General features: G+C 65.1%; 22 protein-coding genes. 10 read left to right on the top strand and 12 right to left on the bottom strand.

What is annotated here, in order from left to right; all coding sequences use genetic code 11:
• Window positions 1-3: 3 nt before the first annotated feature.
• From FHP25_RS25750 to FHP25_RS25740, 3 genes are all read right to left on the bottom strand, one after another.
• A complete protein-coding gene (locus FHP25_RS25750; protein WP_147849847.1) occupies window positions 4-795 on the bottom strand; it encodes a DUF899 domain-containing protein in 792 nt (263 codons plus the stop codon).
• Window positions 796-1,082: 287 nt separating this feature from the next.
• On the bottom strand, window positions 1,083-2,090 hold the full coding sequence (locus FHP25_RS25745; RefSeq protein WP_147849846.1) for a C-terminal binding protein: 1,008 nt from the start codon (window positions 2,088-2,090) through the stop codon (window positions 1,083-1,085).
• A 212-nt stretch (window positions 2,091-2,302) separates the two neighbouring features.
• The gene (locus tag FHP25_RS25740) at window positions 2,303-3,211 is read right to left on the bottom strand and encodes a class I SAM-dependent methyltransferase (protein WP_178133780.1); all 909 of its coding nucleotides are present in this window, start codon (window positions 3,209-3,211) and stop codon (window positions 2,303-2,305) included.
• On the opposite strand from FHP25_RS25740, the gene FHP25_RS25735 reads away from it, so the two are divergent.
• Window positions 3,189-3,587: an aromatic-ring hydroxylase C-terminal domain-containing protein gene (locus FHP25_RS25735; protein ID WP_331461703.1), complete on the top strand. Its 399-nt coding sequence runs from the start codon at window positions 3,189-3,191 to the stop codon at window positions 3,585-3,587. The genes FHP25_RS25740 and FHP25_RS25735 overlap by 23 nt on opposite strands.
• Window positions 3,588-3,662: 75 nt before the next feature.
• On the opposite strand, the gene FHP25_RS25730 is transcribed toward FHP25_RS25735, so the two are convergent.
• From FHP25_RS25730 to FHP25_RS25720, 3 genes are all read right to left on the bottom strand, one after another.
• Window positions 3,663-4,103, bottom strand: a complete 441-nt coding sequence (locus FHP25_RS25730) for an AbrB/MazE/SpoVT family DNA-binding domain-containing protein (RefSeq protein WP_147849843.1) — start codon at window positions 4,101-4,103, stop codon at window positions 3,663-3,665.
• 28 nt (window positions 4,104-4,131) lie between these two features.
• On the bottom strand, window positions 4,132-4,617 hold the full coding sequence (locus tag FHP25_RS25725; protein ID WP_147849842.1) for a hypothetical protein: 486 nt from the start codon (window positions 4,615-4,617) through the stop codon (window positions 4,132-4,134).
• Window positions 4,618-4,770: 153 nt separating this feature from the next.
• A complete protein-coding gene (locus FHP25_RS25720) occupies window positions 4,771-5,250 on the bottom strand; it encodes a cupin domain-containing protein (RefSeq protein WP_147849841.1) in 480 nt (159 codons plus the stop codon).
• 113 nt (window positions 5,251-5,363) lie between these two features.
• Between FHP25_RS25720 and FHP25_RS42285 the strand changes: the two genes are divergently transcribed.
• The 4 genes from FHP25_RS42285 (at window position 5,364) to FHP25_RS25700 (ending at window position 10,722) form a co-directional block, all read left to right on the top strand.
• Entirely contained in the window at window positions 5,364-5,756 is a 393-nt protein-coding gene (locus FHP25_RS42285) for a LysR family transcriptional regulator (RefSeq protein WP_147849840.1), read from the top strand.
• Between the two features lie 93 nt (window positions 5,757-5,849).
• A complete protein-coding gene (locus tag FHP25_RS25710; protein WP_147849839.1) occupies window positions 5,850-7,202 on the top strand; it encodes a ferredoxin reductase family protein in 1,353 nt (450 codons plus the stop codon).
• Between the two features lie 179 nt (window positions 7,203-7,381).
• The gene (locus FHP25_RS25705; protein ID WP_147849884.1) at window positions 7,382-8,272 is read left to right on the top strand and encodes a phosphotransferase family protein; all 891 of its coding nucleotides are present in this window, start codon (window positions 7,382-7,384) and stop codon (window positions 8,270-8,272) included.
• Window positions 8,269-10,722 (top strand): GcvT family protein, encoded by a 2,454-nt coding sequence (locus FHP25_RS25700; RefSeq protein WP_147849838.1) that lies wholly within the window; start codon window positions 8,269-8,271, stop codon window positions 10,720-10,722. Before FHP25_RS25705 ends, FHP25_RS25700 begins: the two co-directional genes overlap by 4 nt.
• Before the next feature lie 24 nt (window positions 10,723-10,746).
• On the opposite strand, the gene FHP25_RS25695 is transcribed toward FHP25_RS25700, so the two are convergent.
• On the bottom strand, window positions 10,747-12,021 hold the full coding sequence (locus FHP25_RS25695) for an FAD-dependent oxidoreductase (RefSeq protein ID WP_178133779.1): 1,275 nt from the start codon (window positions 12,019-12,021) through the stop codon (window positions 10,747-10,749).
• 58 nt (window positions 12,022-12,079) lie between these two features.
• Between FHP25_RS25695 and FHP25_RS25690 the strand changes: the two genes are divergently transcribed.
• Window positions 12,080-12,571, top strand: a complete 492-nt coding sequence (locus FHP25_RS25690) for an RrF2 family transcriptional regulator (RefSeq protein WP_147849836.1) — start codon at window positions 12,080-12,082, stop codon at window positions 12,569-12,571.
• Window positions 12,572-12,766: 195 nt separating this feature from the next.
• On the opposite strand, the gene FHP25_RS25685 is transcribed toward FHP25_RS25690, so the two are convergent.
• Entirely contained in the window at window positions 12,767-13,210 is a 444-nt protein-coding gene (locus FHP25_RS25685; RefSeq protein WP_147849835.1) for an SRPBCC family protein, read from the bottom strand.
• A 373-nt stretch (window positions 13,211-13,583) separates the two neighbouring features.
• On the opposite strand from FHP25_RS25685, the gene FHP25_RS25680 reads away from it, so the two are divergent.
• A complete protein-coding gene (locus FHP25_RS25680) occupies window positions 13,584-13,802 on the top strand; it encodes an addiction module protein (RefSeq protein ID WP_147849834.1) in 219 nt (72 codons plus the stop codon).
• Window positions 13,799-14,095: a type II toxin-antitoxin system RelE/ParE family toxin gene (locus FHP25_RS25675; RefSeq protein WP_147849833.1), complete on the top strand. Its 297-nt coding sequence runs from the start codon at window positions 13,799-13,801 to the stop codon at window positions 14,093-14,095. Before FHP25_RS25680 ends, FHP25_RS25675 begins: the two co-directional genes overlap by 4 nt.
• Before the next feature lie 297 nt (window positions 14,096-14,392).
• Here the strand turns inward: FHP25_RS25675 and FHP25_RS25670 are convergent, their stop codons facing one another.
• Both FHP25_RS25670 and FHP25_RS25665 read right to left on the bottom strand, forming a co-directional pair.
• Window positions 14,393-16,021, bottom strand: coding sequence for an ABC-F family ATP-binding cassette domain-containing protein (locus FHP25_RS25670; RefSeq protein WP_147849832.1), 1,629 nt, complete (start codon window positions 16,019-16,021; stop codon window positions 14,393-14,395).
• A gap of 161 nt (window positions 16,022-16,182) precedes the next feature.
• Window positions 16,183-16,713, bottom strand: a complete 531-nt coding sequence (locus FHP25_RS25665) for a dihydrofolate reductase family protein (protein WP_147849831.1) — start codon at window positions 16,711-16,713, stop codon at window positions 16,183-16,185.
• Window positions 16,714-17,116: 403 nt separating this feature from the next.
• Here FHP25_RS25665 and FHP25_RS25660 point away from each other — a divergent pair, with 403 nt between their 5' ends.
• On the top strand, window positions 17,117-17,725 hold the full coding sequence (locus FHP25_RS25660; protein WP_147849830.1) for a type IV toxin-antitoxin system AbiEi family antitoxin domain-containing protein: 609 nt from the start codon (window positions 17,117-17,119) through the stop codon (window positions 17,723-17,725).
• Window positions 17,722-18,642 (top strand): nucleotidyl transferase AbiEii/AbiGii toxin family protein, encoded by a 921-nt coding sequence (locus FHP25_RS25655; protein ID WP_147849829.1) that lies wholly within the window; start codon window positions 17,722-17,724, stop codon window positions 18,640-18,642. The genes FHP25_RS25660 and FHP25_RS25655 overlap by 4 nt, the downstream gene beginning before the upstream one ends.
• A gap of 63 nt (window positions 18,643-18,705) precedes the next feature.
• Here the strand turns inward: FHP25_RS25655 and FHP25_RS25650 are convergent, their stop codons facing one another.
• Window positions 18,706-19,956 carry a three-Cys-motif partner protein TcmP gene (locus FHP25_RS25650; RefSeq protein ID WP_147849828.1) on the bottom strand — a complete coding sequence of 417 codons (1,251 nt, stop codon included), beginning with the start codon at window positions 19,954-19,956 and terminating at the stop codon, window positions 18,706-18,708.
• Between the two features lie 27 nt (window positions 19,957-19,983).
• Window positions 19,984-20,766, bottom strand: a complete 783-nt coding sequence (locus FHP25_RS25645; RefSeq protein WP_147849827.1) for a DUF5131 family protein — start codon at window positions 20,764-20,766, stop codon at window positions 19,984-19,986.
• Window position 20,767 lies beyond the last annotated feature (1 nt).

Below are 20,767 nucleotides of genomic sequence, written 5' to 3'. Positions count from 1 at the left end.
ACATCACCCGTCGCGCTTGCGGAACGCGGCCTCGTCGGCGTCGGAGACCTCGACCCATTTCGGGTCGGGCGCGGCGCCGGGGACGTAGCTGTCGTGCCAGTTCCACCACTTGTACGGCCGGCTCCGGGGGTAGCCTTCCGGCGAGTCCTCCCACGTCTCCTGGCGCCCCAGCGCCGTCATGTCGAGGTAGCTCCAGACGGTGCCCATGGCCTCATCGCCGCGGCCGTCGATGAAGTAGGTGCGGAACACGCGCTCGCCGTCGCGGATGAAGGCGTTGTGGCCATGCCATTCGCCCACGCCGAAATCGGCGTCGAAGCTGTCGGTGATGGTGTACCAGGGGATCTCTTGCCAGCCCATCCGTGCCTTCAGGCGCCCGATGTCGGCCTGCGGCGCACGCGAGACATACGCCAGGGTCGTGTCGCGTGCGTTGAGGTGGGCGAGATGGCCGACCTGGTCGGCCACGAGGGAACAGCCGACGCAGGCATGGTCCGGCCAGCCATGCACGCCCGGCTCGAAGAAGGCGCGATAGACGATCAGCTGGCGGCGGCCGGCGAACAGGTCGAGCAGGCCGACCCTGCCCGCGGGCCCCTCGAACATGTATGCCTTGTCGACGGCAAGCCACGGCATCCGCCGGCGCTCGGCGGCCAGCGCGTCACGGGCGCGGGTGAGCGCCTTCTCCTTGACGAGGAGCTGATCGCGCGCGGCCTGCCACTCCTGTGGCGACACAATGCGCGGCGTGCGCATGGCTGGCTGCTTGTCCTTGCCGCCTTTTACCGGCGATTTGATCTTGGTCATCGCAACCTCCGAACTGGCGTGTTCCCTTGTCCGTGCCGGAACGCGATACCGTTCGCCGCCGAACGGTGCGCTCGCTGCCGGTCAGGCAAGAGATGTGTCACCGGACCGAGTTGCGGGAGTGACAAGTGTGACGCGATTCGTCGTCGGCCGTCATGGACCAGCGCGGCACGCCCTGGCTCCCGTTCCTGCCACTAACGAGCGCGTCGTCCGTTGCGTTCCTCGAAGGCGCCGGAGTCCTATGCGGACAGCGTGTGCTGCCGTAGCGGCTCCCGGCGGCCGTCTCGCTGTCAGAACATCTCGGGCGTGATGACGTTCTGCGGCCGCGGTCCGAGCAGCGCCGCGCGCATGGTCTCCGCCGCCTTGAGCCTTGTGTCGGCCCAGGCCTCGGGCGTGAAGAAGGCGGAGTGCGGCGTGATGATCAGGCGTCCCTCGCACCACGGCTCGCGCGCGCGGTAGGCGCGCAGCAGCTCGGGAATGGGCTCGACCGGCGGCTCCACCGGCAGGACGTCGAGCCCGACGCCGGCGAGATGCCCCCGCTTGAGGAGCTCGGCGAGCGCGTCGACATCGACGATCGGGCCGCGCGCCGTGTTCACCACCACGCCGCCCTTGGGCATGCGCTCCAGCATGTCGCGCGAGATCATGCCGCGCGTCTCAGGCGTCAGCGGCGCATGGATCGACAGCGTGTCGGTCTGCTCCATCAACGCCTCGAGCGAGCGCACGCGCTCGACACCGACGCCGAGCTCGGTGCCGTTGGGCATGTACGGGTCATAGGCGACGACGCGGAACTGGAAGGCCTTCGCGCGCAGCGCCGCCGCCGTGCCGATGCGGCCCAGGCCGACAATGCCGAAGGTCTGCACGCCGTTGCGCCGCAGCAGCGGATCGCGCACGTAGCTCCACGGCGCCGGCTGCGGCCGGCGCTGCGCCTCGAGGTGCAGCGCGATGCCGCGGCGCAGCGACAGGGCCAGCGCCAGCGCGTGGTCGGCCACCTCGGTGGTGCCGTAGTCCGGCACGTTGCACACCATCACCTTGCGCGCGGCGGCCGCCTTGCGATCGATCTTGTCGTAGCCCACGCCCATGCGCACGACGCAGGCAAGCCTGGGGAACCTGGCAAGATGCTCGGCGGTCACGGCGTGCCGCATCACCATCAGGCCGTCGATCCCGGCGCAGTCGCCCTCCTCCAGCTGCGACAGGTCGCCGACGTTGCGCCACACCACGCGCAGGTCCGGCCCGAACACCTCGCGCTCGACCGTGTCGTTGTCGTACAGCTTCTCCGCATATAGCACCGTCTTGACCATGGCTTGCGCTTCTCCCTCGTGATGCAGCGCATCCTAGACCGGATTTCTACGAACAATATATGTCTCACGCCGCCCTCTCACCCAACACCCAATGCCTTCCACGAGGGGAGTTTGAGAAATCCGGGCCAGGTCTTCTGACAGGGCAGCGCATTGTTGCGCCTTGCCGTGACTTCGGCCATCGGTCACATCTTCTCAAGGATTGAAGGGAGAGATCAGGCGCGGCGACGCAACCACAAGCCGCTGCCGTAGTTCAGAGCCATGTCCGGCGCTTCGCGATCAAGCAGATCGCCATGGAAGCGGCCGAAGTAATCGTTGAAGAACAGAACCTCGAAGGCGCTGTTGTAGGAGAGGAACGCACGGATTGCGTAGACCTCGTTCCACGAGTAGTTCAGGTCCACCACCCAGGCTTTCGGATACTCGAAGGGATAGTGGATGTCATGCAGGTGAACAATCACGCCGGGCTTGAGGCGCGGCAGGATCGCAAACAACTCATGCACCACATCCGAGCCGGTTTTGGCGACGTGCGTGGAGTCGATGAACAGCAGGTCGCCTGCGTCCAGCGTGTCGAACGTCTCGAGCGCCACGTCCTGGATCTCGCTGCCGATGATCCTGATGCGGCTACGGTCCGCCGGTTCCAGCAATGACAGCAGCAACCCGGGGTGGGGGTCGATGAACGTGCAGGTGACATCGCCAAGATAGCGGTCGATGGTGTCAAGCGCGCAGACCGACGAAAAACCTGACCCGACTTCGATCAGGCGCCGCGGCTTGAAGTGCCGCAACATGCAGTAAAGGACCGTCGCGTCGCCAGGCCCGAAGCTGCTGTTGGCGTAGTGAAAGCGAAGCCCGTTCTTGGGCTGGGCAGCAAACGGAAACTCCAAGAGGTAGGGCTTCCAGTCCTCCCACAGGGCCCGCTGTTCCGGCTCCCTGAGATCGATGCCCGGCAGATCGACCCGTCCAGCCATGCCGTCTGGATCCCGGTAATGCCGGGCGAGATCCTTGGGGTCGCAGATCGGCGAGTAGAAGTGCCCCGGCTTGTAGGCCAGCGGCGCGCCAAAGAGAAACCGCGCGTTGCTGAGGCGCGGGCCTAGCCATCGCTTGATGTGTCGGCGAAACGCAGACATCGGAAACTCCGACGATGCTCCCGCCATCTACCTACCAGACATTGCTCCGCCCAGGGAAGGACATGGGCGGCGCCGCGGCGCGGGCGGCCAGCCCACGCGCCTGTTCGAGGTGTTCCGCGGCCCGCAGGCGACGCTGCTGGACTACGAGGTCGGCAGCGAGGCCTGCGTCGCGGCGCGCAGGAGCCTCCAGATCCGCCGGGTCGTCCAGGGCGGCGACCTGAAGGACGACGGCGGACATATCGGCGCGGTCTGCGACCTCGATCCCGGCGATTGGGTGCTCGTCCGGCCGGATGGCTATGTCGGCGCGATCGTCAGCGCGGACCAAGCAGCGGCGCGGGACGGCTTGTTGGCGCGCATCGGGCTCCTCCCTGCCTGAAGGCAATGGGTCCGACGCTGGCTCTACGTCTTGTCGGAAGAAGCAAAGTCGCTCGCGATATCCGCTCGGATGTGGTCAACCCGATGCTTCTTCATGCAGGCGCCGGACCTCCGGCTGCGGCAGCAGGCCAACGAACGGCATCGACTCGCGCAACCGCGCGGCCGTGTCGTCATGCCCCAGCATGGCTGCGAAAAGCGCGCCGTCGTCGCCGCCCCGGGCGATGTTGCGCCACTCGTCGTACGCCGACACCCAGACGCCCTGCTTCTGCCAGCGATGCAGGTTGGCCAGGATCTGGGCGCGGATCTGCGCCGGCGTGAAATCCCGCACGACAGCAAGCGCAATGGACCGCTTCAACGCATCCAACGCCTGCGGCGCCAAGCCACCCTTTCGCCGCGGGCGGACGCCTTGGTCGGTGACCTCGAGCTTGTCACCCTGGCCCACACCCCCCGATTCGAGGACCGGCCGCAGCAAGATCACGCCCAGCGAGTTGCCGATCTTCCGAATCTCGACCTTCATGCTGACGTCCACCCGAACGAGGTATGCTTCAGAAGACACAATCCGCCCGGGCGGCCGGCTGAATGGGATCCGCCGGCATGTTGAGGCGGCAGTGATAGTCGAACGCGGCGCGGAACTGCGGGGCGATGCGCGCCTTGGCCTGGACCGGAAGAACGAAGCGGCCGCCGCGGCGCTCGATCTGCTGGCGGCCATAGCCGATATTGGTGCCGTCGGGGAAGTAGGCGTCGAAGAACGAATACCCCGCCGTCGAGGTGAACTCGACGACCAGGACGGCGCCGTCGATGCATTCGAAGCGCGGGCCGCCGCGCAGCGCTCCGGTTTCCGTGGTCTTCCCCGCCGGCCCGGAGACTGTCCATTGGAACGCCGAGGCGGTCCGTGACGACTCTGCCTTCAGCGCACCGCAGGCCAATGCGCTTGGAGGCGGCGTTACCGTGCCGCCGCCCCCCTTGGCCTTGGCCTGGCCGTACGCGGGCCCGGCGAGGACCGCCGCCAGCAGCAGGCCGGCGCATCCCATCCTGGAGGGCCCATGGTCAGGCGCCTCCACTCCCACCCGATTGTCTTGAGCCATGGCAACCCGTTGAGCCGGCGAGGAAAATTCGCCGTGCACACTCAAACATGGTGCGCCTCACGCGTCAAAAACTTCCGCGATCCGCCACCGGATGCCGGCTCACGCCGCGGGCGGCTCGATGGTGACGCCATGCTTCGCCGTGATGGCCGCCAGCGTCCCGATCTCCGGCATGCCTGTCGCAGCAGCGGCGTCCAGCGCGGCGAACATGCGGTCGAGGCCGACGCTGGGCGCGCTCAGGATCAGCACACGCGCCGGCTGGTCGCCGACATTGCGAAAGCTGTGGCGCCGGCCGCGGGCGCCGAAGAAGAAGCCGCCGGGTCCGAGGCGATGCGGCCCCGGCGCGCCGTCGAACTCGACGAGGAGCTCGCCGCCCAGGACATAGAAGGATTCGTCCTCGTGGTCATGGGTGTGCGGCGGTGCGCCGGCGCCCGGCGGAATGACCGCTTCCCACAGCGAGAAGGAGCCGCCCGTTTCGGCAGCCGTTGCCTTGTAGATGTGGGTGACGCCGAGCACGTTGAGGGTCGCGCCGGCTGCTGCTTCGCGCACGAACGGCATGGCTGCGGTGACGTCGGTGTCCATGATCGATCTCCCTTGGCTTGGTGCGGATGACCAGCCCAAGGTGAGCCTGTTCCGGTCCGCCGATTAGCCGGAATCACGTGGACACGCCGTTCGGATTCCAGGACAATCAACCGATGGACCCGCTTGACGGCATCGCTGCATTCGCCCGGGTCGTCGACAGCGGCAGCTTCTCGGCCGCGGCCCGCCGGCTGAAGATCTCCAAGTCGGCCGTCAGCGCCCATGTGCATCGGCTCGAGGGGCGCCTGGGCGTCCGCCTTCTCAACCGCACGACGCGGCGGCTCTCGGTAATCGACGGCATCGGCATCGCCGTGCTGCCCAGCTGGGCGGTGGCCCAGCCGTTGCGCACCGGCACGCTGCACCGCGTGCTCGAGGCCTGGGCCCCGCCGGCGAGCACGATCTACGCGGTCTATCCCGACAACCGGCTGATGTCGATGAAGGTCCGCGCCTTCGTCGATCACCTCGCCCGGCATGTCGGGCGCACGCCGTATTGGGACGCGGGGCTCTGAGCCGCACCCGCGCGGGCTTGATCTCCGTCAACGACGTATCCTGTGCCGTGCGGAACCTAAGGTGCTCATCCTCAGACGGGAATTTCGACGCCGATGCGGAACATCACGTACGCGTTCTGGGGCCTGCTCGTCCTTTCGAGCCTTCTGTGGCTGGCGGCCGAGCCGACAGTGTTCCAGTCAGCGAATTTTTTCGCCCTGCGCGGAGCCATGGTCCAGCACAGCGGCATCATTGCCGTGGCGGCCATGAGCGTCGCGATGATCCTGGCGTTGCGGCCGCGGTGGCCGGAACGCTGGCTGGGCGGGTTGGACAAGATGTACCGCCTGCACAAATGGCTGGGCATCGCCGCGCTGTGCCTGTCCGTGATCCATTGGCTCTGGAGCCAGGGGCCGAAATGGGCGGTCGGCTGGGGCTGGTTGAGCCGACCCGCACGCGGCCCGAGGCCGCCTTTGGAGAACCCGATCGAGCAGGCTTTCGCGAACCTGCGCGGCACGGCGGAGGGGATCGGCGAATGGGCATTCTACGCGACGGTTCTCCTGATCGCGCTGGCGCTCATCAAGCATTTCCCCTACCGCCTCTTCTACAAGACGCATCGCCTGCTTGCAGTCGCCTATCTGGTCCTTGCGTTCCACGCCGTCGTCCTCATCGACTTTGACGACTGGGCATCGCCGGTCGGCGCGGCGATGGCGGTGCTTCTGACCTCGGGCAGCTATGCCGCCGTGATCGTGCTGCTGCGCCGTGTCGGCGCCGGCCGGCAGGTCGAGGGCAGGATCGCCGCGCTCAAGCACTATCCCGGCGTGCACGTCCTCGAGGCCGAGATCGACGTGCCCGGCGGCTGGCCGGGCCACAGACCCGGCCAGTTTGCCTTCGCGACCTCGGACATTTCCGAAGGCGCGCATCCCTACACCATCGCCTCCGCATGGCATGAGAAGGACCGCCGGATCACCTTCATCGCCAAGGAGCTCGGAGACCACACCAGCCGATTGCGGGAGAAGCTGCGAGTCGGCCAGACCGTGAAGGTCGAAGGTCCCTACGGCTGCTTCGACTTCGACGATGGCCAGTCGCGGCAGATCTGGATCGGCGGCGGCATCGGCATCACGCCGTTCATCGCCAGAATGAAGTATCTGGCCCTGGAAAGGCGCGCGCATCCGGACCAGCCGCCGCCGGCAGTGGACCTGTTTCACACGACCGCCGACGTCGACGAGACTGCGCTCGCGAAGCTGAGAGCCGATGCCGAAGCCGCGAATATTCGTCTGCACATCCTCATCGATGCCCGTGACGGCCGTCTGACCGGCGACCGCATCCGCGCTGCCGTGCCGCAGTGGCGCGACGCCAGCATCTGGTTCTGCGGCCCTGCGCGCTTTGGAGAGGCATTGCAGAAGGATTTTGCGGCTCACGGATTGCCGGTGGAAGAGCGGTTCCATCAGGAGCTCTTCGCCATGAGATAGTGCGCACCGATCCGATCTGCACGCCGCCGGACGCAAGGTCCGAGGTGTTCGATAGCGCGCTTGAGGAAACTGCCCAGCGAATTCTTCCACTTGCGACGGGCGTCGACGCCGGAGGTGACCGGCACGGCGGGCGTGCTAAGATTCGGGCCGCAGTCGAGACCAGGATGCACGGGAATCCGATGACCGCTGCCGACGACCGCATCCGGGCGCTTCCTTGCTGGAACGGCAGCATCGAGATTGCGCCGCTGAAGGGCGGCCTCTCGAACGAGAGCTGGGTGGTCACCGACGCCGCCGGCAAGCACGTCGCGCGCTTCGGCAGCGACTTTCCCTTCCATCATGTCTTGCGGGAACGCGAGATCATGGTGGCCAAGGCGGCGCATGCGGCCGGTTTCGCGCCCGAGGTCCGCTACGCGCAACCCGGAGTCATGGTGAGCGCCTATCTCGATGCCAGGACCTGCGACGCCGCCGATGTGCGCGCCGACAAGGAGCGCATCGCGGCGATGATGCGGCGCTTCCACGCGGAAATGCCACGGCACGTTTGGGGCGCCGGCTTCATGTTCTGGGTGTTCCATGTCATCCGCGACTACGCGCGCACGCTCGCCACGGGCAGCAGCCGGATGGCGGCCGCCCTGCCCGGCTACCTGGCGCTGGCCGACGAGCTCGAGAAGGTGCAATTGCCGCTCCCGATCATCTTCGGCCACAATGATCTGTTGCCGGCCAACTTCCTCGACGACGGTGCTCGCCTTTGGCTCATCGATTTCGAATATGCCGGGTTCTCGACCGCGATGTTCGACCTCGCCGGGGTCGCGTCGAACGCCGGGATGAGCGAGGCTGATTCGGAAGCCTTGCTTGCAACCTATTTCGGCGAGGACCCGGGGCCGGATATCCGCCGCTCCCACTCGGCGATGCAATGCGCCTCGCTGCTGCGCGAGGCGATGTGGAGCATGGTCTCGGAGCTGCATCTCGATGCGCCGGGCGTCGACTACGTCGCCTACACCGAAGAGAACCTCGCGCGCCTTGAAATCGCGCTCGAAGGCCACAGGACACGATACGGAACGAGACGCCCATGACATTGCCCACGCATGCCCAGATCGTCGTCATCGGCGGCGGCATCATCGGCTGCTCGACGGCCTACCACCTGGCGCGCGACCACAAGGCCGACGTCGTGCTGCTGGAGCAAGGGAAGCTGAGCTGCGGATCGACATGGCATGCGGCAGGCCTGGTCGGCCAATTGCGCGCGTCGGCGTCGATCACGCGCGTGCTCAAATATTCGGTCGAGCTGTACAAGGCGCTGGAAGCCGAGACCGGGCTCGCCACCGGCTGGAAGATGACCGGCTGCCTGCGGCTCGCCACCACGCCTGACCGCTGGACGGAGTTCAAGCGGCTGGCGACGACGGCCAGGAGCTTCGGCATGGACATGCACCTGATCTCGCCGGACGAGGTCAGGAGGATGTGGCCGCTGATGGAGACCGCCGATCTCATCGGCGCAAGCTGGCTGCCGACCGACGGCCAGGCGAGCCCGTCCGACATCACGCAGTCGCTGGCCCGGGGCGCGCGGATGCACGGCGCGAAGCTCCACGAGGATGTCCGCGTCACCGGCTTCGGGATGAAGGCAGGCCGCATCACCACGGTGCAGACGACCAAGGGCTCGATCGCCTGCGATAAGGTCGTCAACTGCGCCGGACAATGGGCGCGGCAGGTCGGCGCCCTGGTCGGCGTCAGCGTGCCGCTGCAGCCCGTGAAGCACCAATACATCATCACCGACAAGCTCGACGGGCTTGCCGCCGACGCGCCGACAATCCGCGATCCCGACCGCCGCACCTACTTCAAGGAAGAGGTCGGCGGGCTGGTCATGGGCGGCTACGAGCCCAACCCGCAGGCCTGGATTCCCGACGCGCCTGGTGGCGACGTGCCCGACGATTGGGCGTTCCGGCTGTTCGACGACGATTTCGACCATTTCGAGCAGCACATGGTGCAGGCCATCGCGCGGGTGCCGGCGCTGGCCAATGCCGGCGTCAAGCAGATGATCAACGGCGCGGAGAGCTTCACGCCGGACGGCAACTTCATCCTCGGCGCGGCGCCCGAGTGCGCCAACATGTTCGTCGGCGCCGGCTTCAACGCCTTCGGCATCGCCTCCGCCGGCGGCGCCGGCTGGGTGCTGGCGCAGTGGGTGGTCGACGGCGAGGCGCCGCTGGATCTCTGGGTCGTCGATCTGAGTCGTTTCTCCGACCTGCATCGCGACCGCCGATGGGTGTACGACCGCACGCTCGAAGCCTATGGCAAGCACTACACGATCGGCTTCCCGCACGAGGAATACGCCTCCGGTCGGCCGCGCATCGTCTCGCCGCTCTACGAGCGGCTGAAGGCGCACAATGCCGTGTTCGGATCGAAGCTCGGCTGGGAGCGCCCGAACTGGTTCGCACCGCCGGGCGTCGCGCCGGTCGACGTCTATTCGATGGGCCGGCAGAACTGGTTCGGACCGGTCGGCGAGGAGCACAGGCATGTGCGCGAGTCGGTTGGAATCTTCGACCAGTCCTCGTTCGCCAAATACGAGTTGACCGGCCCCGATGCGCTGAAGGCGCTCGACTGGATCTGCGCCAACGACGTCGCCAAATCGGCCGGGCGCCTGACCTATACCCAGCTTCTCAACACGCGCGGCGGCATCGAGGCCGACCTCACCGTGGCACGGCTGGCTGAGGAAAAATTCTACATCGTCACGGGCACCGGCTTCCGTACCCATGATTTCGGCTGGATCCGCGACCATATCGGTGACGATCTCCAAGCGCGGCTTGCCGACGTCACCGAAGCTTTCGGCACGCTCTCGCTGATGGGGCCGAAGGCGCGGCACGTGCTGGCGGCGGTCACCGATGCCGATGTCTCCAACGCTGCATTTCCCTTCGGCCATGTGCGCCAGATCGCGATCGCCGGCCACGCGGTCCGGGCGTTGCGCGTCACCTATGTCGGCGAGCTCGGCTGGGAGCTGCATGTGCCGATCGGCGCGACCGGCGAGGTGTTCGATGCGCTGATGGCTGCCGGCAGGCCGCACGGCATCCGCCCGGTCGGCTACCGTGCGCTGGACTCGCTGCGCCTCGAAAAGGGCTACCGTGCCTGGGGGGCTGACATCACACCCAACGACACGCCCTTCGAAGCCGGCCTCGGCTGGGCGGTGAAGCTGAGGAAGAACGTCGATTTCGCCGGCCGCCAGGCGCTCGAGAAGCTCAACGCGGCGCCGCCGGCCAAGCGCCTCGCCGCCTTCACCACGGCCGATCCGGATGTCGTGCTGGTCGGGCGCGAGACGATCCTGCGCAACGGCGAGCCGGTCGGCTACCTCACCAGCGGCGGCTACGGCTACACGCTCGGCACGGCGATCGGCTATGGCTATGTGCGCAATCCAGGCGGCGTCAGCGACGATTTCCTGAGCGGCGGCGACTATGAGCTCGTCGTGGCCATGGAGCGGACGCCGGCCAGGCTTCACCTCGAACCGCTGTATGATCCGGCTGGAAGGAAGGTCAGGTCATGAGGCCGCCAGGCTCGACTGGAACCATCAAGGCCGTGCTGACACGGAAGCGGCCTCGCCGGCGGACCGGCCACTGACGGCCGCGGCATCGGACAGCAGGCCCACCGGTCCGACCCAGTCGCCGCAGATGAAGAGGCCCTCGGCATTGCCGGCCGCGATGTCCGGGCGCCCACCCAGGCCGCCCGTCGCCGCGCGCGGGATCGCGGAGATCACCGACATGGCCGGCAGGAACCGGCGCGCGCGCTCGAGCTCGCGCCAACCCGGCTGCACCAGGTCCATGTACCCTTCGAGCTCAGCCATGAGCCGATCGCGGTCGGGCGTCTCGTCCGGCTCGAGATAGCGCATGGTGTGTACGAGAGCCGCACCTTCCGGCGCCAGGCGCGCCGCCGCGCTATGGACCGAGAAGTAGAGCGGCCGGTCGACACCGAGGGCAAAACGGACATCGGGACGCGGCAGGTGCGCGAGGCCGATGTCCAGGCATGCCACTTTCGCTGGCACCGCATCGATCGTGCCGCGCAAATCCTTGAGGGCGGGATACAGCGCAGCCGCCTGTGCCGGAGCCACCGCCAGGATGACCGCGCGCGCCGTCACGGCGGTGCCATCCGCGAGCGTCGCGCACCAAGAGGAGCCGTGCTCAATCCCCTCGACCCGAGCGCCTGGACGCAGGCAGGCACCAAGCGCGGCACAGGCCGACCTCAGGCCTTCGACCATCGTGGCCCAGCCGCCGTCCAGGTAGAGAACGCTGCGCGTCAACCCACCCCGCAGCTGGTCGAGCAGCGCCAGTCCATCGGCTGCGATCGGCGCATGCACGATGCTGGTCAGGCGCACCATCGCCGCGAGCACGGCGCGGACCCTGGGTGATGGCGACAATGCCGCCAGGGCGTCGTTCAAGGACGTCCCTGGCGACACTTGCGTCGATCCGTCGCGCAGGCGGCGGAAGAGCGATGCCATCTCACCCTTCTCCGCGTCGGACAGCAACGTCGTCGACGCCAGCCCTGCGGCACTGAAGGGCGCCTGATGAAGCTCGCCGTCGTTGACGAAAAATCCGTCGGCGAGCGCCGGCACGCTGCCCGTGACCTCGACGCCGAGATCCTGCAGGGCCTTGTCGAGGAACCCGCCGCGATAAAGCGCATGCGCGCCCTGATTGAAGTGGTATCCCGAGACGACCCGCGTCCGGGCGCGCCCGCCAAACGCCGGTGACGCCTCCAGGAGGAGCACGCCGGCCCCGGCCTTCGACGCGAAGGCGGCCGCGACCAGCCCGGCGATGCCCCCGCCGACCACGACAACGTCGACCGTGCGCATGTCGCCCTCCATTGCGGATAGTTTGTATCCGCTTTAATACGGATATATACTGTCCGCAATGAGAATCAGCGACGGCGTCGAGTGGGCGGTTCACGTATGCGGTGTGCTTGCGGCAGCGCCGGAGGGGCGCAGCGTGCCGGGCGCCAGGCTTGCCGAATTCCATGACCTGCCGCCGGCCTACCTGGCCAAGCACCTCCAGGCGTTGTCGCGCGCCGGCATCGTGACGGCCGACCGCGGCGTGAAGGGCGGCTACCGGCTGGGGCGCGCCCCCGCCAGGATCTCGTTGCTCGATATCGTGCTCGCCATCGAGGGCCCGCAGCCCGCCTTCCGCTGCACCGAGATCCGCCAGCGCGGCCCCTGCCCGGCATCGCCAGCGGCCTGCCGCAAGGCATGCCCGATCGCGCGCGCCTTCCTCGCGGCGGAGGACGCCTGGCGACAATCCCTGGCGGCCGTGACGGTGGCCGACATGAACGCCGCGGCCGCAGCCGAGTCGTTCGACGACAAGCGACGCCGAGAATTCCGGGCCTGGCTTGCCGCTGCCTTGCAGTGAGCGCTGGCCGGGGTGCCTGGCGGCCATTTTCGACAAGGCCGCCGTTGAGAGGCCCGGGACTCACATCTGTCATCCCGAGCGAAGCGAGGGATCTCCTGCGAGCGACGCACGGTGCGCCATTCGCAGGAGATCCCTCGCTTCGCTCGGGATGACACCGCCACCGCTCACTGTTCGGCAGCGGTCGATCCCGAGGCGTTATTGATTGATCTCGGGCTCGACGAGCCTGGCCAGGTTTCGCAGCGACTCCTGCCAGCCGAGATAGCAAGCCTCCGGTGGGATGGCGTCCGGCACGCCTGCCTGCACGACCTCCACCTCCGTACCGACCGATACCTTCTTCAACGTCACGGTCACCTGCAGCTCGCCGGGCAGGTTGGGATCGTCGAACTTGTCCGTGTAGCGCAGGCGTTCACCCGGGACGAGCTCGACATATTCACCGCCGAACGCATGGCTCTGGCCGGTTGTGAAGTTCCGAAAGGACATTTTGTGCGTGCCGCCGACTCTTGGCTCCAGATGGTGCACGGTGCAGGTGAAGCCGTTGGGCGGAAGCCATTTCGCGAGCGCGTCCGCTTCGAGGAACGCGCGATAGACTTTCTGCGGGCTGGTTGCCAGAACTCGGTGCAAACGAATGGTGCTGGGCATGATCAGCTACTCCATGAGTGGGCGATTGCACCCCGAGGACGAACGAGGCGTGGCCAACCCGACACGGAATCTCAGATTTCTTCACAGCGGGAAGGTCGCAGCGCGTAGTGCAGGCTTGGTCGCAGGTGCGGCTATCGCCCATCGCGGCCCACGGTGCGCACCGACGGTCCGCCAGCCCTTTCGCCGACCATCTGAAATCGGCAACCGCCGTCAACAGTTGCCCTGCCGAAAGTGGACATCACAAATTAGAATCGTTCAGGCGCTCCACTACGAACCCGGCCACAGATCGCTCGCCTTGGGTGCTGCGGGCGCTCGCGCTTGAGCCGTGGGCGGCGCATGGCTATCCTGACATCCTAAATCACATGGAACTGAAATGAGCGACGACACCAAGACGCTGATCGAGCAGGTACGCGCTCTTCCGCCAGAGGACCGTATCGCACTGGTTGAGGTTGTGCTCGACAGCCTGGACCAGACCGATCCCGCTATCGATCAACTATGGGTCCGGGAGGCGACCGACCGTGTTGCGGCATACCGGCGCGGTGAGCTTGGCGCCAAAGATCTGAGCGACGTTGTTGCCAGATATCGCCCGTGAAGGTCCGGTTTCTCGAGATTGCCGAGATCGAGCTCGATCAGGCCGTCCATTGGTATGGAGCACAGGCTCCCGGCTTGGGCGATGCGTTTTTGATTGAGGTGCTGTCTGCTGCGGACCGCATCGCGAGCCTTCCGGAGGCGTGGCATCTGCTCGGGAAAGGCATTCGCCGCTGCCGCCTCAGTCGATTCCCGTACGGACTGATCTATACCATCGACGATGGCATCGTCCTGGTACTGGCGGTCGCGCACTTGCATCGCCGTCCTGACTATTGGCGCGATCGCCTGCAGCGATGATCTCGGGTGCCCATCAGGCACGACCCGGCGGGTAAGAAGCTCACATTCCGAAGCACCTACCTCTCGAACGGTCTATCGCCGCGAACGCCTCGGCCGTCGGCGGCATTGCCTTTTCGCTGTCCTCAATGGCCTTCACGAGCACCATGACCCGCATCGCCTGTCTCCCTTGGCCCAGCCCCTTTTGGCCTCTCATCGGAACGATGAACGAGCTTGTCGGAAGCCGACTTTATTCTGGAAATTTTTTCTCGACGTTCGAAGCGCGCGGCGGGACGGTCGGCTTCAGCTTCATGAGCCCTTCTACCCGCCTGGATGAAGACCCGGCGCCTCCTGGCCGGTGCGTGCCACATATTCCGTGTAGCCACCGCCGTACTGATGAACGCCCTCGGGTGTCAGCTCCAGCACGCGATTCGAGAGCGCGGCCAGGAAGTGGCGATCATGCGAAACGAACAGCATGGTGCCCTCGAATTCCGACAGGGCTGCGACCAGCATCTCCTTGGTGGCCATGTCCAGATGGTTCGTCGGCTCGTCCAGAACCAGGAAGTTCGGCGGGTCGAACAGCATCTTGGCCATGACCAAACGCGCCTTCTCACCGCCGGACAGCACACGGCAGGGCTTCTCGACGTCGTCGCCGGAGAAGCCGAAGCAACCGGCCAGCGAGCGCAGCGCCCCTTGTCCCGCCTGCGGGAATGACCCGTCCAGCGATTCGAAAACCGTATCGGCGCCGTCCAGCAGGTCCATGGAGTGCTGGGCGAAATAGCCCATCCTGACGCTGCTGCCGAGGGTCACGGCGCCTTGGTCCGGCTCGGTCGCGCCGGCCACCAGCTTCAGCAGCGTGGATTTCCCCGCGCCGTTGGCGCCCAGGACGCACCAGCGTTCCTTGCGGCGCACCCGGAAATCGAGCCCTGCATAAACCGGTTGCCCGCCATAGCCCTTGTGAACGTTCTTGAAGCTCGCCACGTCATCGCCCGAGCGTGGCGGGGCGCGGAATTCAAACTGGACGGACTGGCGACGCCTGGGCGGCTCCACCCGTTCGATCTTGTCCAGCTTCTTCACCCGGCTCTGGACCTGGGCGGCGTGAGACGCGCGCGCCTTGAAGCGCTCGATGAACTTCATCTCCTTGGCGAGCATCGCCTGCTGGCGGTCGAATTGCGCCTGGCGCTGCCTCTCGCCCAGCGCGCGCTGTTGCTCGTAGAAATCGAAGTTACCCGAATACGTGGCGAGCGAACCCCCGTCGATCTCCACGACCTTGCCGATGATGCGGTTCATGAACTCACGGTCATGCGACGTCATCAGCAGCGCGCCGTCGTATTTCTTGAGGAAATCCTCCAGCCAGATCAGGCTTTCGAGGTCGAGATGGTTGCTCGGCTCGTCCAGCAGCATGCCGTCGGGCCGCATCAGCAGGATGCGGGCGAGCGCCACGCGCATCTTCCAGCCGCCGGAGAGCAGGCCGACGTCGCCGTCCATTCGTTCCTGGCTGAAGCTCAGGCCCGCGAGCACCTCGCGCGCCCGGGCATCCAGCGCATAGCCATCCAGCTCCTCGAAGCGCCCCTGCACCTCGCCATAGCGCTCGATGATGGCGTCCATGTCGCCGGCCTGGTCCGGATCGACCATCGCGGCCTCAAGCCTGGCCATTTCGCTGGCCAGCGCGCTCACCGGCCCGACGCCATCCATCACCGCCGCGACCGCGCTGCGGCCCGACATCTCGCCGACATCCTGGCTGAAATAGCCGATCGTCATGCCGGGATCGATCGTCACCTGGCCATCGTCGGGCCGCTCCTCGCCGGCGATCATCCGGAAAAGCGTCGTCTTGCCGGCGCCATTAGGCCCGACTAGCCCCACCTTCTCTCCTTTCTGGATGCCCATCGAAGCGTCGATGAACAGGATCTGATGGCCGTGCTGCCTGCTGATGTTATCGAGACGAATCATGAGGTCCGTGCTGGCGGGAAGTGTTGCGGCTGCGTGTCTCCGTCGCTCCCGCTCGATTGCTCTTTGTCATCCTGTGCGCTGGATTTCCACCGCATTTTCTCAACTGTGCCGCCGAGATCCGTCACAGGTCCTGCGCGATCAACATGGGGCGAGCGGCGCGATCATGCAGCAACGTATGTCAACCTGATCACGTCCTCGCCGATGAGATCGCTGGCCACAAGGCGGAGCGGCGGACGAGGGCCGGCGAAGAACCGCTTGCCGCGGCCCAGCACAACGGGGTGAAAGTAGAGTCGATACTCATCAATAAGACCAAGGTCAGTCAGGCTTCGTGCCAGCTCTGGTCCGGAAACTGCGACCTCCCCAACGAGCCGGGTCTTCAGGCCACGCATCACCGCCTCGACGTCATCCGCGACAAGGGTGGCGTTGGGGCCGACTGACTTCAACGAACGTGACACGACCCACTTCGGTTGGCGCCGCCACGCCGCCGCGAACTCGCGTTGCTCTGCGTCCCACTCGGGACTGTCTTCGTCCCAATAACGCATGACCTCGTACATGCGACGCCCGTACACACTGCCGGTCAGGCCGCGCACGTGCTCTATCCAGTGACGGAAGAGCGCGGGACCTGTCCGCATCTCCAGATGGTCGACGTAGCCGTCCAGGGACTGGTTCATTCCAAAGACGATCTTCGCCATGGCGCAAATCTCCACCTCGGGTCTTCCTCCCTCACTCCCACTCTATTATCAATGAGCATCATAAAGTCTTGAAATCACAGTATAAAAAATATTTTTGGCAGGAATATACCGTCAGCCGTCCCGCCAAAATGGCCGGCTCTTGAAATCATTGGCTTTTTCGGGATGACCCCAAAAACCGTACTTTCGGGGACTATCGTCAAGCGAGGGATGCAGGAAACAATCCGATTCGATCCGTGCATCTCGCCTATTTCACCCTATGACCCTATCATCAAGACAGCCGATTGTCATGTAGGCCGGATCGCGTGACCGCTCCCTGGCCGTCGTCGCCACTCGCAAGCCGCCCAGCGATGTGTTACAAAACCTCGGAGATAATCGTCAATTACCGAGGATTTGGAACATTCTCATGGAAGCCCGTCGCCATAAGGACCGCGCCATCGAGGTCGTCCGTGAGCGTGGGATCGCGCGCGGCATCGACTTCGATCAGGCCGGCGTGCCGAGAGCCTATCTCCAGCGCCTCACAAAGGACGGGGTCCTGCAACGGGTTGGGCGCGGGCTCTACAAGCTCAGCGACGCCCCGTCCGACGTCGCGTCCAGCCTGGCCGAAGCGTCCCGAATCCTGCCGAAGGGCGTGATCGGCCTGCTGTCGGCCCTGCAATTCCATAAGCTGACCACCCAAACGCCTCACGCCGTTTGGATGCTGCTGGGACCAAAGGATTGGGCGCCGGTCAACCCCGCCGTGCAGATCAGGATCATCCGCGCCAGCGCCCCCTCGCTGCGCGCCGGGGTAGAAGTCCATCCGATCGACGGCGTACCCGTACCGATCACCACGCCGGCCAAGACCGTCGCGGATTGCTTCAAGTACCGCAACAAGATCGGCGTCGATGTCGCCGTGGAAGCCCTCCGAGACCTGTTCACCCGATCTCGGCAGCCGCCCATCGACGATCTCTGGCGGTATGCCGAGCTGGACCGCGTTCAGACCGTGATCCGGCCGTATCTGGAAGCGCTGGCATGACCAAGGCGCCTGTAAATCTCGCCGCGTCGGCGCGGGCTCGGCTGACACAGCGAGCCCGCGAGCGGCGGGAAAACGCCCAGCTCGTCATGACTCGCTATGCTATCGAGCGTCTCCTCTATCGGCTCAGCTTGTCCCCCTTCCGGGAAGCGTTCGTGCTGAAGGGCGCCATGTTGTTCAGCCTTTGGGCGCCGACGCCCTATCGGGCGACAGGCGACCTCGACCTACTCGGGTTCGGCGACAACGCGCCCGCTCGGGTGGCCGAGATTTTCCGTCAGGTGCTGAAGGTCCCGAGCGAGGACGGAGTGATCTTCAAGCCGGAGACGCTCGGGGCAGTCGCGGCGCGGGCCGAAGACGAATACAGTGGCGTTTCCTTGGACGTTCAGGCCGAGCTGGCCGGGGCGCGGCTGCCGATCCATGTGGACATCGGCTACGGCGACGCCATCACGCCCGGCGTGCTCGACATCGACTATCCATCGCTTCTCGATCTGCCCATGCCCCGGCTCAAGGCCTATCCGCCAGAAACGGTGCTGGCGGAGAAATTCCAGGCGATGACGGCGCTGGGAATCGCCAACTCGCGGATGAAGGATTTCTTCGACGTTTGGGCGATCGCCAATACCTTCGCCTTCGAGGGGCCGGTACTAGCCGAGGCCATCGCCGCGACATTCGCCCGGCGAGAAACCGAGCTGCCGGCCGAACCGCCGCTGGCACTCTCGGCCGCCTTCGCCGCCGCCAAGCAGGCGCAATGGACCGCCTTCCTGCGCCGCACTGACATCGCCCTTGCGCCTGAGCCGTTTCACGACATCCAAGCTCAGATTGCCGCGCTGATGATGCCACCGGCCCAGGCCGTCGCAGGAACCCAGCGGTTCGATCAGAAATGGCAGCCCGGCGGACCTTGGCGCAATACGCAGGCCGGATGAATGCTTGGCGTCGCGTCGCACATGGTTCCGGGTTAACCCGACCATCTCCGCCCACCCAGGCGATCAGGGCTTCCGTGCGTCAAAGAACATGGGAAAGAAACTGCGCTGCGTTTTGACCTTGATGATGTCATTCACCCCAATCGTATTGGCTTTTCGCCTCTCGCCACCGGCTGGTGTAATCACCTCAAGGTCAGGGTTTTCTATGATTGCAGCGTGGACGTCATCAGCATGCGCAGGCGTGACGTTGTAAATGCTCTCGTAAAACTCCATCACCGACATGGCGTCGCCAGCTTCGGTCACAAGACGCGGAATATCGCCCAGAAGCTGGGTTTTCGCCGAAGCGCGGCCACTATCGTCAAAGAGGTAGAGCATCCCTTCATCGTGCCGCGGGTCGTAGGACAACATGTTGAGCCCCGACCGGCCGAAATGCGCTTGGAGGCTCGCATTGTCGTGCAGGATATTGTTGTAAACCTGCCGTGCCCGGTAGGCGTTGGCGAAATGGATCAGCCAATACCGCCAGCCGCCGGGATTGTTGATCGAGAAGGGGCTGACATAGGGCGCGCATAGGCGGAAGGCGTCGAAGACGATTTTCTCTGCCGCACCAAGCCAATCTTTCTGGCTCATCAAGCCATCGAGCGCCTGGACATCGCTGCTGGCTAGTCCGAGATGGTCAAGTTGAGCACGCAGCCGCTGCGGCTGATCCTTCTGGAGAAACGCCAGCAGGGAACTGATGACGAACGTGTAGAAGATTTCGGCCGCCGGATAGGAATGCATGATGTCGAGAATCGTATTCCGTTCGACATGGCTGTGCCCGCATTGGTCCAGATTGAAGATCACGCTTCGATAGCGGCCTTGTTCCAGAAAGCCTTTAATCGTCGGATAGGCCGCCTCGAAGAACTGATTCAGATACTCAACACGAAGATGAAGCTTCGGGCATGTCGCGGCGATGTCAGCCTGAAGCGGTGACACATGGGTCTTCAAAAGTTCGATAGCATCGGGGCTGGCGTCGTTGAAAACGAGTAGGCACTCGACCTCGATTGCGCCGAGCCATTGAACCGCACGATGGGTATTCACCGCCTCGGTCGCGCGCTTCAATTCCTCTATAAAAATTAGCGGGGAGCCTGATGCGCCACATTGGTAGCGCCCGCCACCGGCAAATCCATCGACGATAGCAAGACGGAAGCGCTCTTGCTGCGGCAGTTTGCAGCGAACGGTCAGATAGTCGAAGACATACTCGCGGAGGATTTTGTGCTTGCGCTTGGAATGCTCTTCAAGTTTCGCCCCGTCGGCCCATTCGTATCGCTTCTCGACCATGTTACGCCCCGACCATGCGCCCGCGCCTCATGCAACCGCTTGCGGAGCGGCAGGCATTTCATCCCAAGTCCGGCCGCGATATTCGCGACCATTGGCCTTCTTCGACCGTTTCTTGTTGTCCTTGCCCCAAGTCCCCCACTGTTTGAAGAAGAAGGCCGTGTTAGCCGACAAGCATTGAACATAGATTTCGTCGATCCATTCCTCTCGGATCGGTCGCGCGGATTTTCCGCTTTCTCCGCCCACGATGGCCCAATGGATATCTTGAAGATCAACGGTGCCTACGGAACCGATTAATGGTTCAAAGGAAATGAAGCGGATCGCGGCCGGCGCGGCACGCAGATAATCGATCCTGTCGACGACGTTTTTGTCCTCGATGCTGGTCCCGAGCCACACATTAGGCAGCACATCGCCGATCTTGGTAGCGACCAGCTTCGCCATGCGCTCGGGTCGTTTCGTCAGGATCTGGTAGTTGTGGCGCGGCGTCTCACGCATCACCTTCCATACGTCGAGAATGAAGGCGTCGCTGACGCGTTCGTGGAACAGGTCGCTCATCGAATTGACGAAGATCTTTCGCGGCTTGCGCCAGCTATAGGGAATCGCAAGAGCATCGCGATCCTCCCGCACGGCGCCGTTCCAAACCGTGCGCCGTCCAGTCTTTCGAGTCAGGCCGGCGTATTTTTCGATGCCCATCGCTTCCAAACGCTTGGCCATTTCCATCGCGTAGCAATGGGTGCAACCGGCCGTAATGATTGAGCATCCGGCAACTGGATTCCAAGTGGAGTCAGTCCACTCGATTTGGGTTTCAGCCATG

The sequence above is a fragment of the Vineibacter terrae genome, from assembly GCF_008039615.1.
In the GTDB taxonomy this organism is placed as follows: domain Bacteria; phylum Pseudomonadota; class Alphaproteobacteria; order Reyranellales; family Reyranellaceae; genus Vineibacter; species Vineibacter terrae.
The sequence above is the reverse complement of the archived record's forward strand: the minus strand, read 5'-3'. Positions and strand labels throughout refer to the sequence as shown.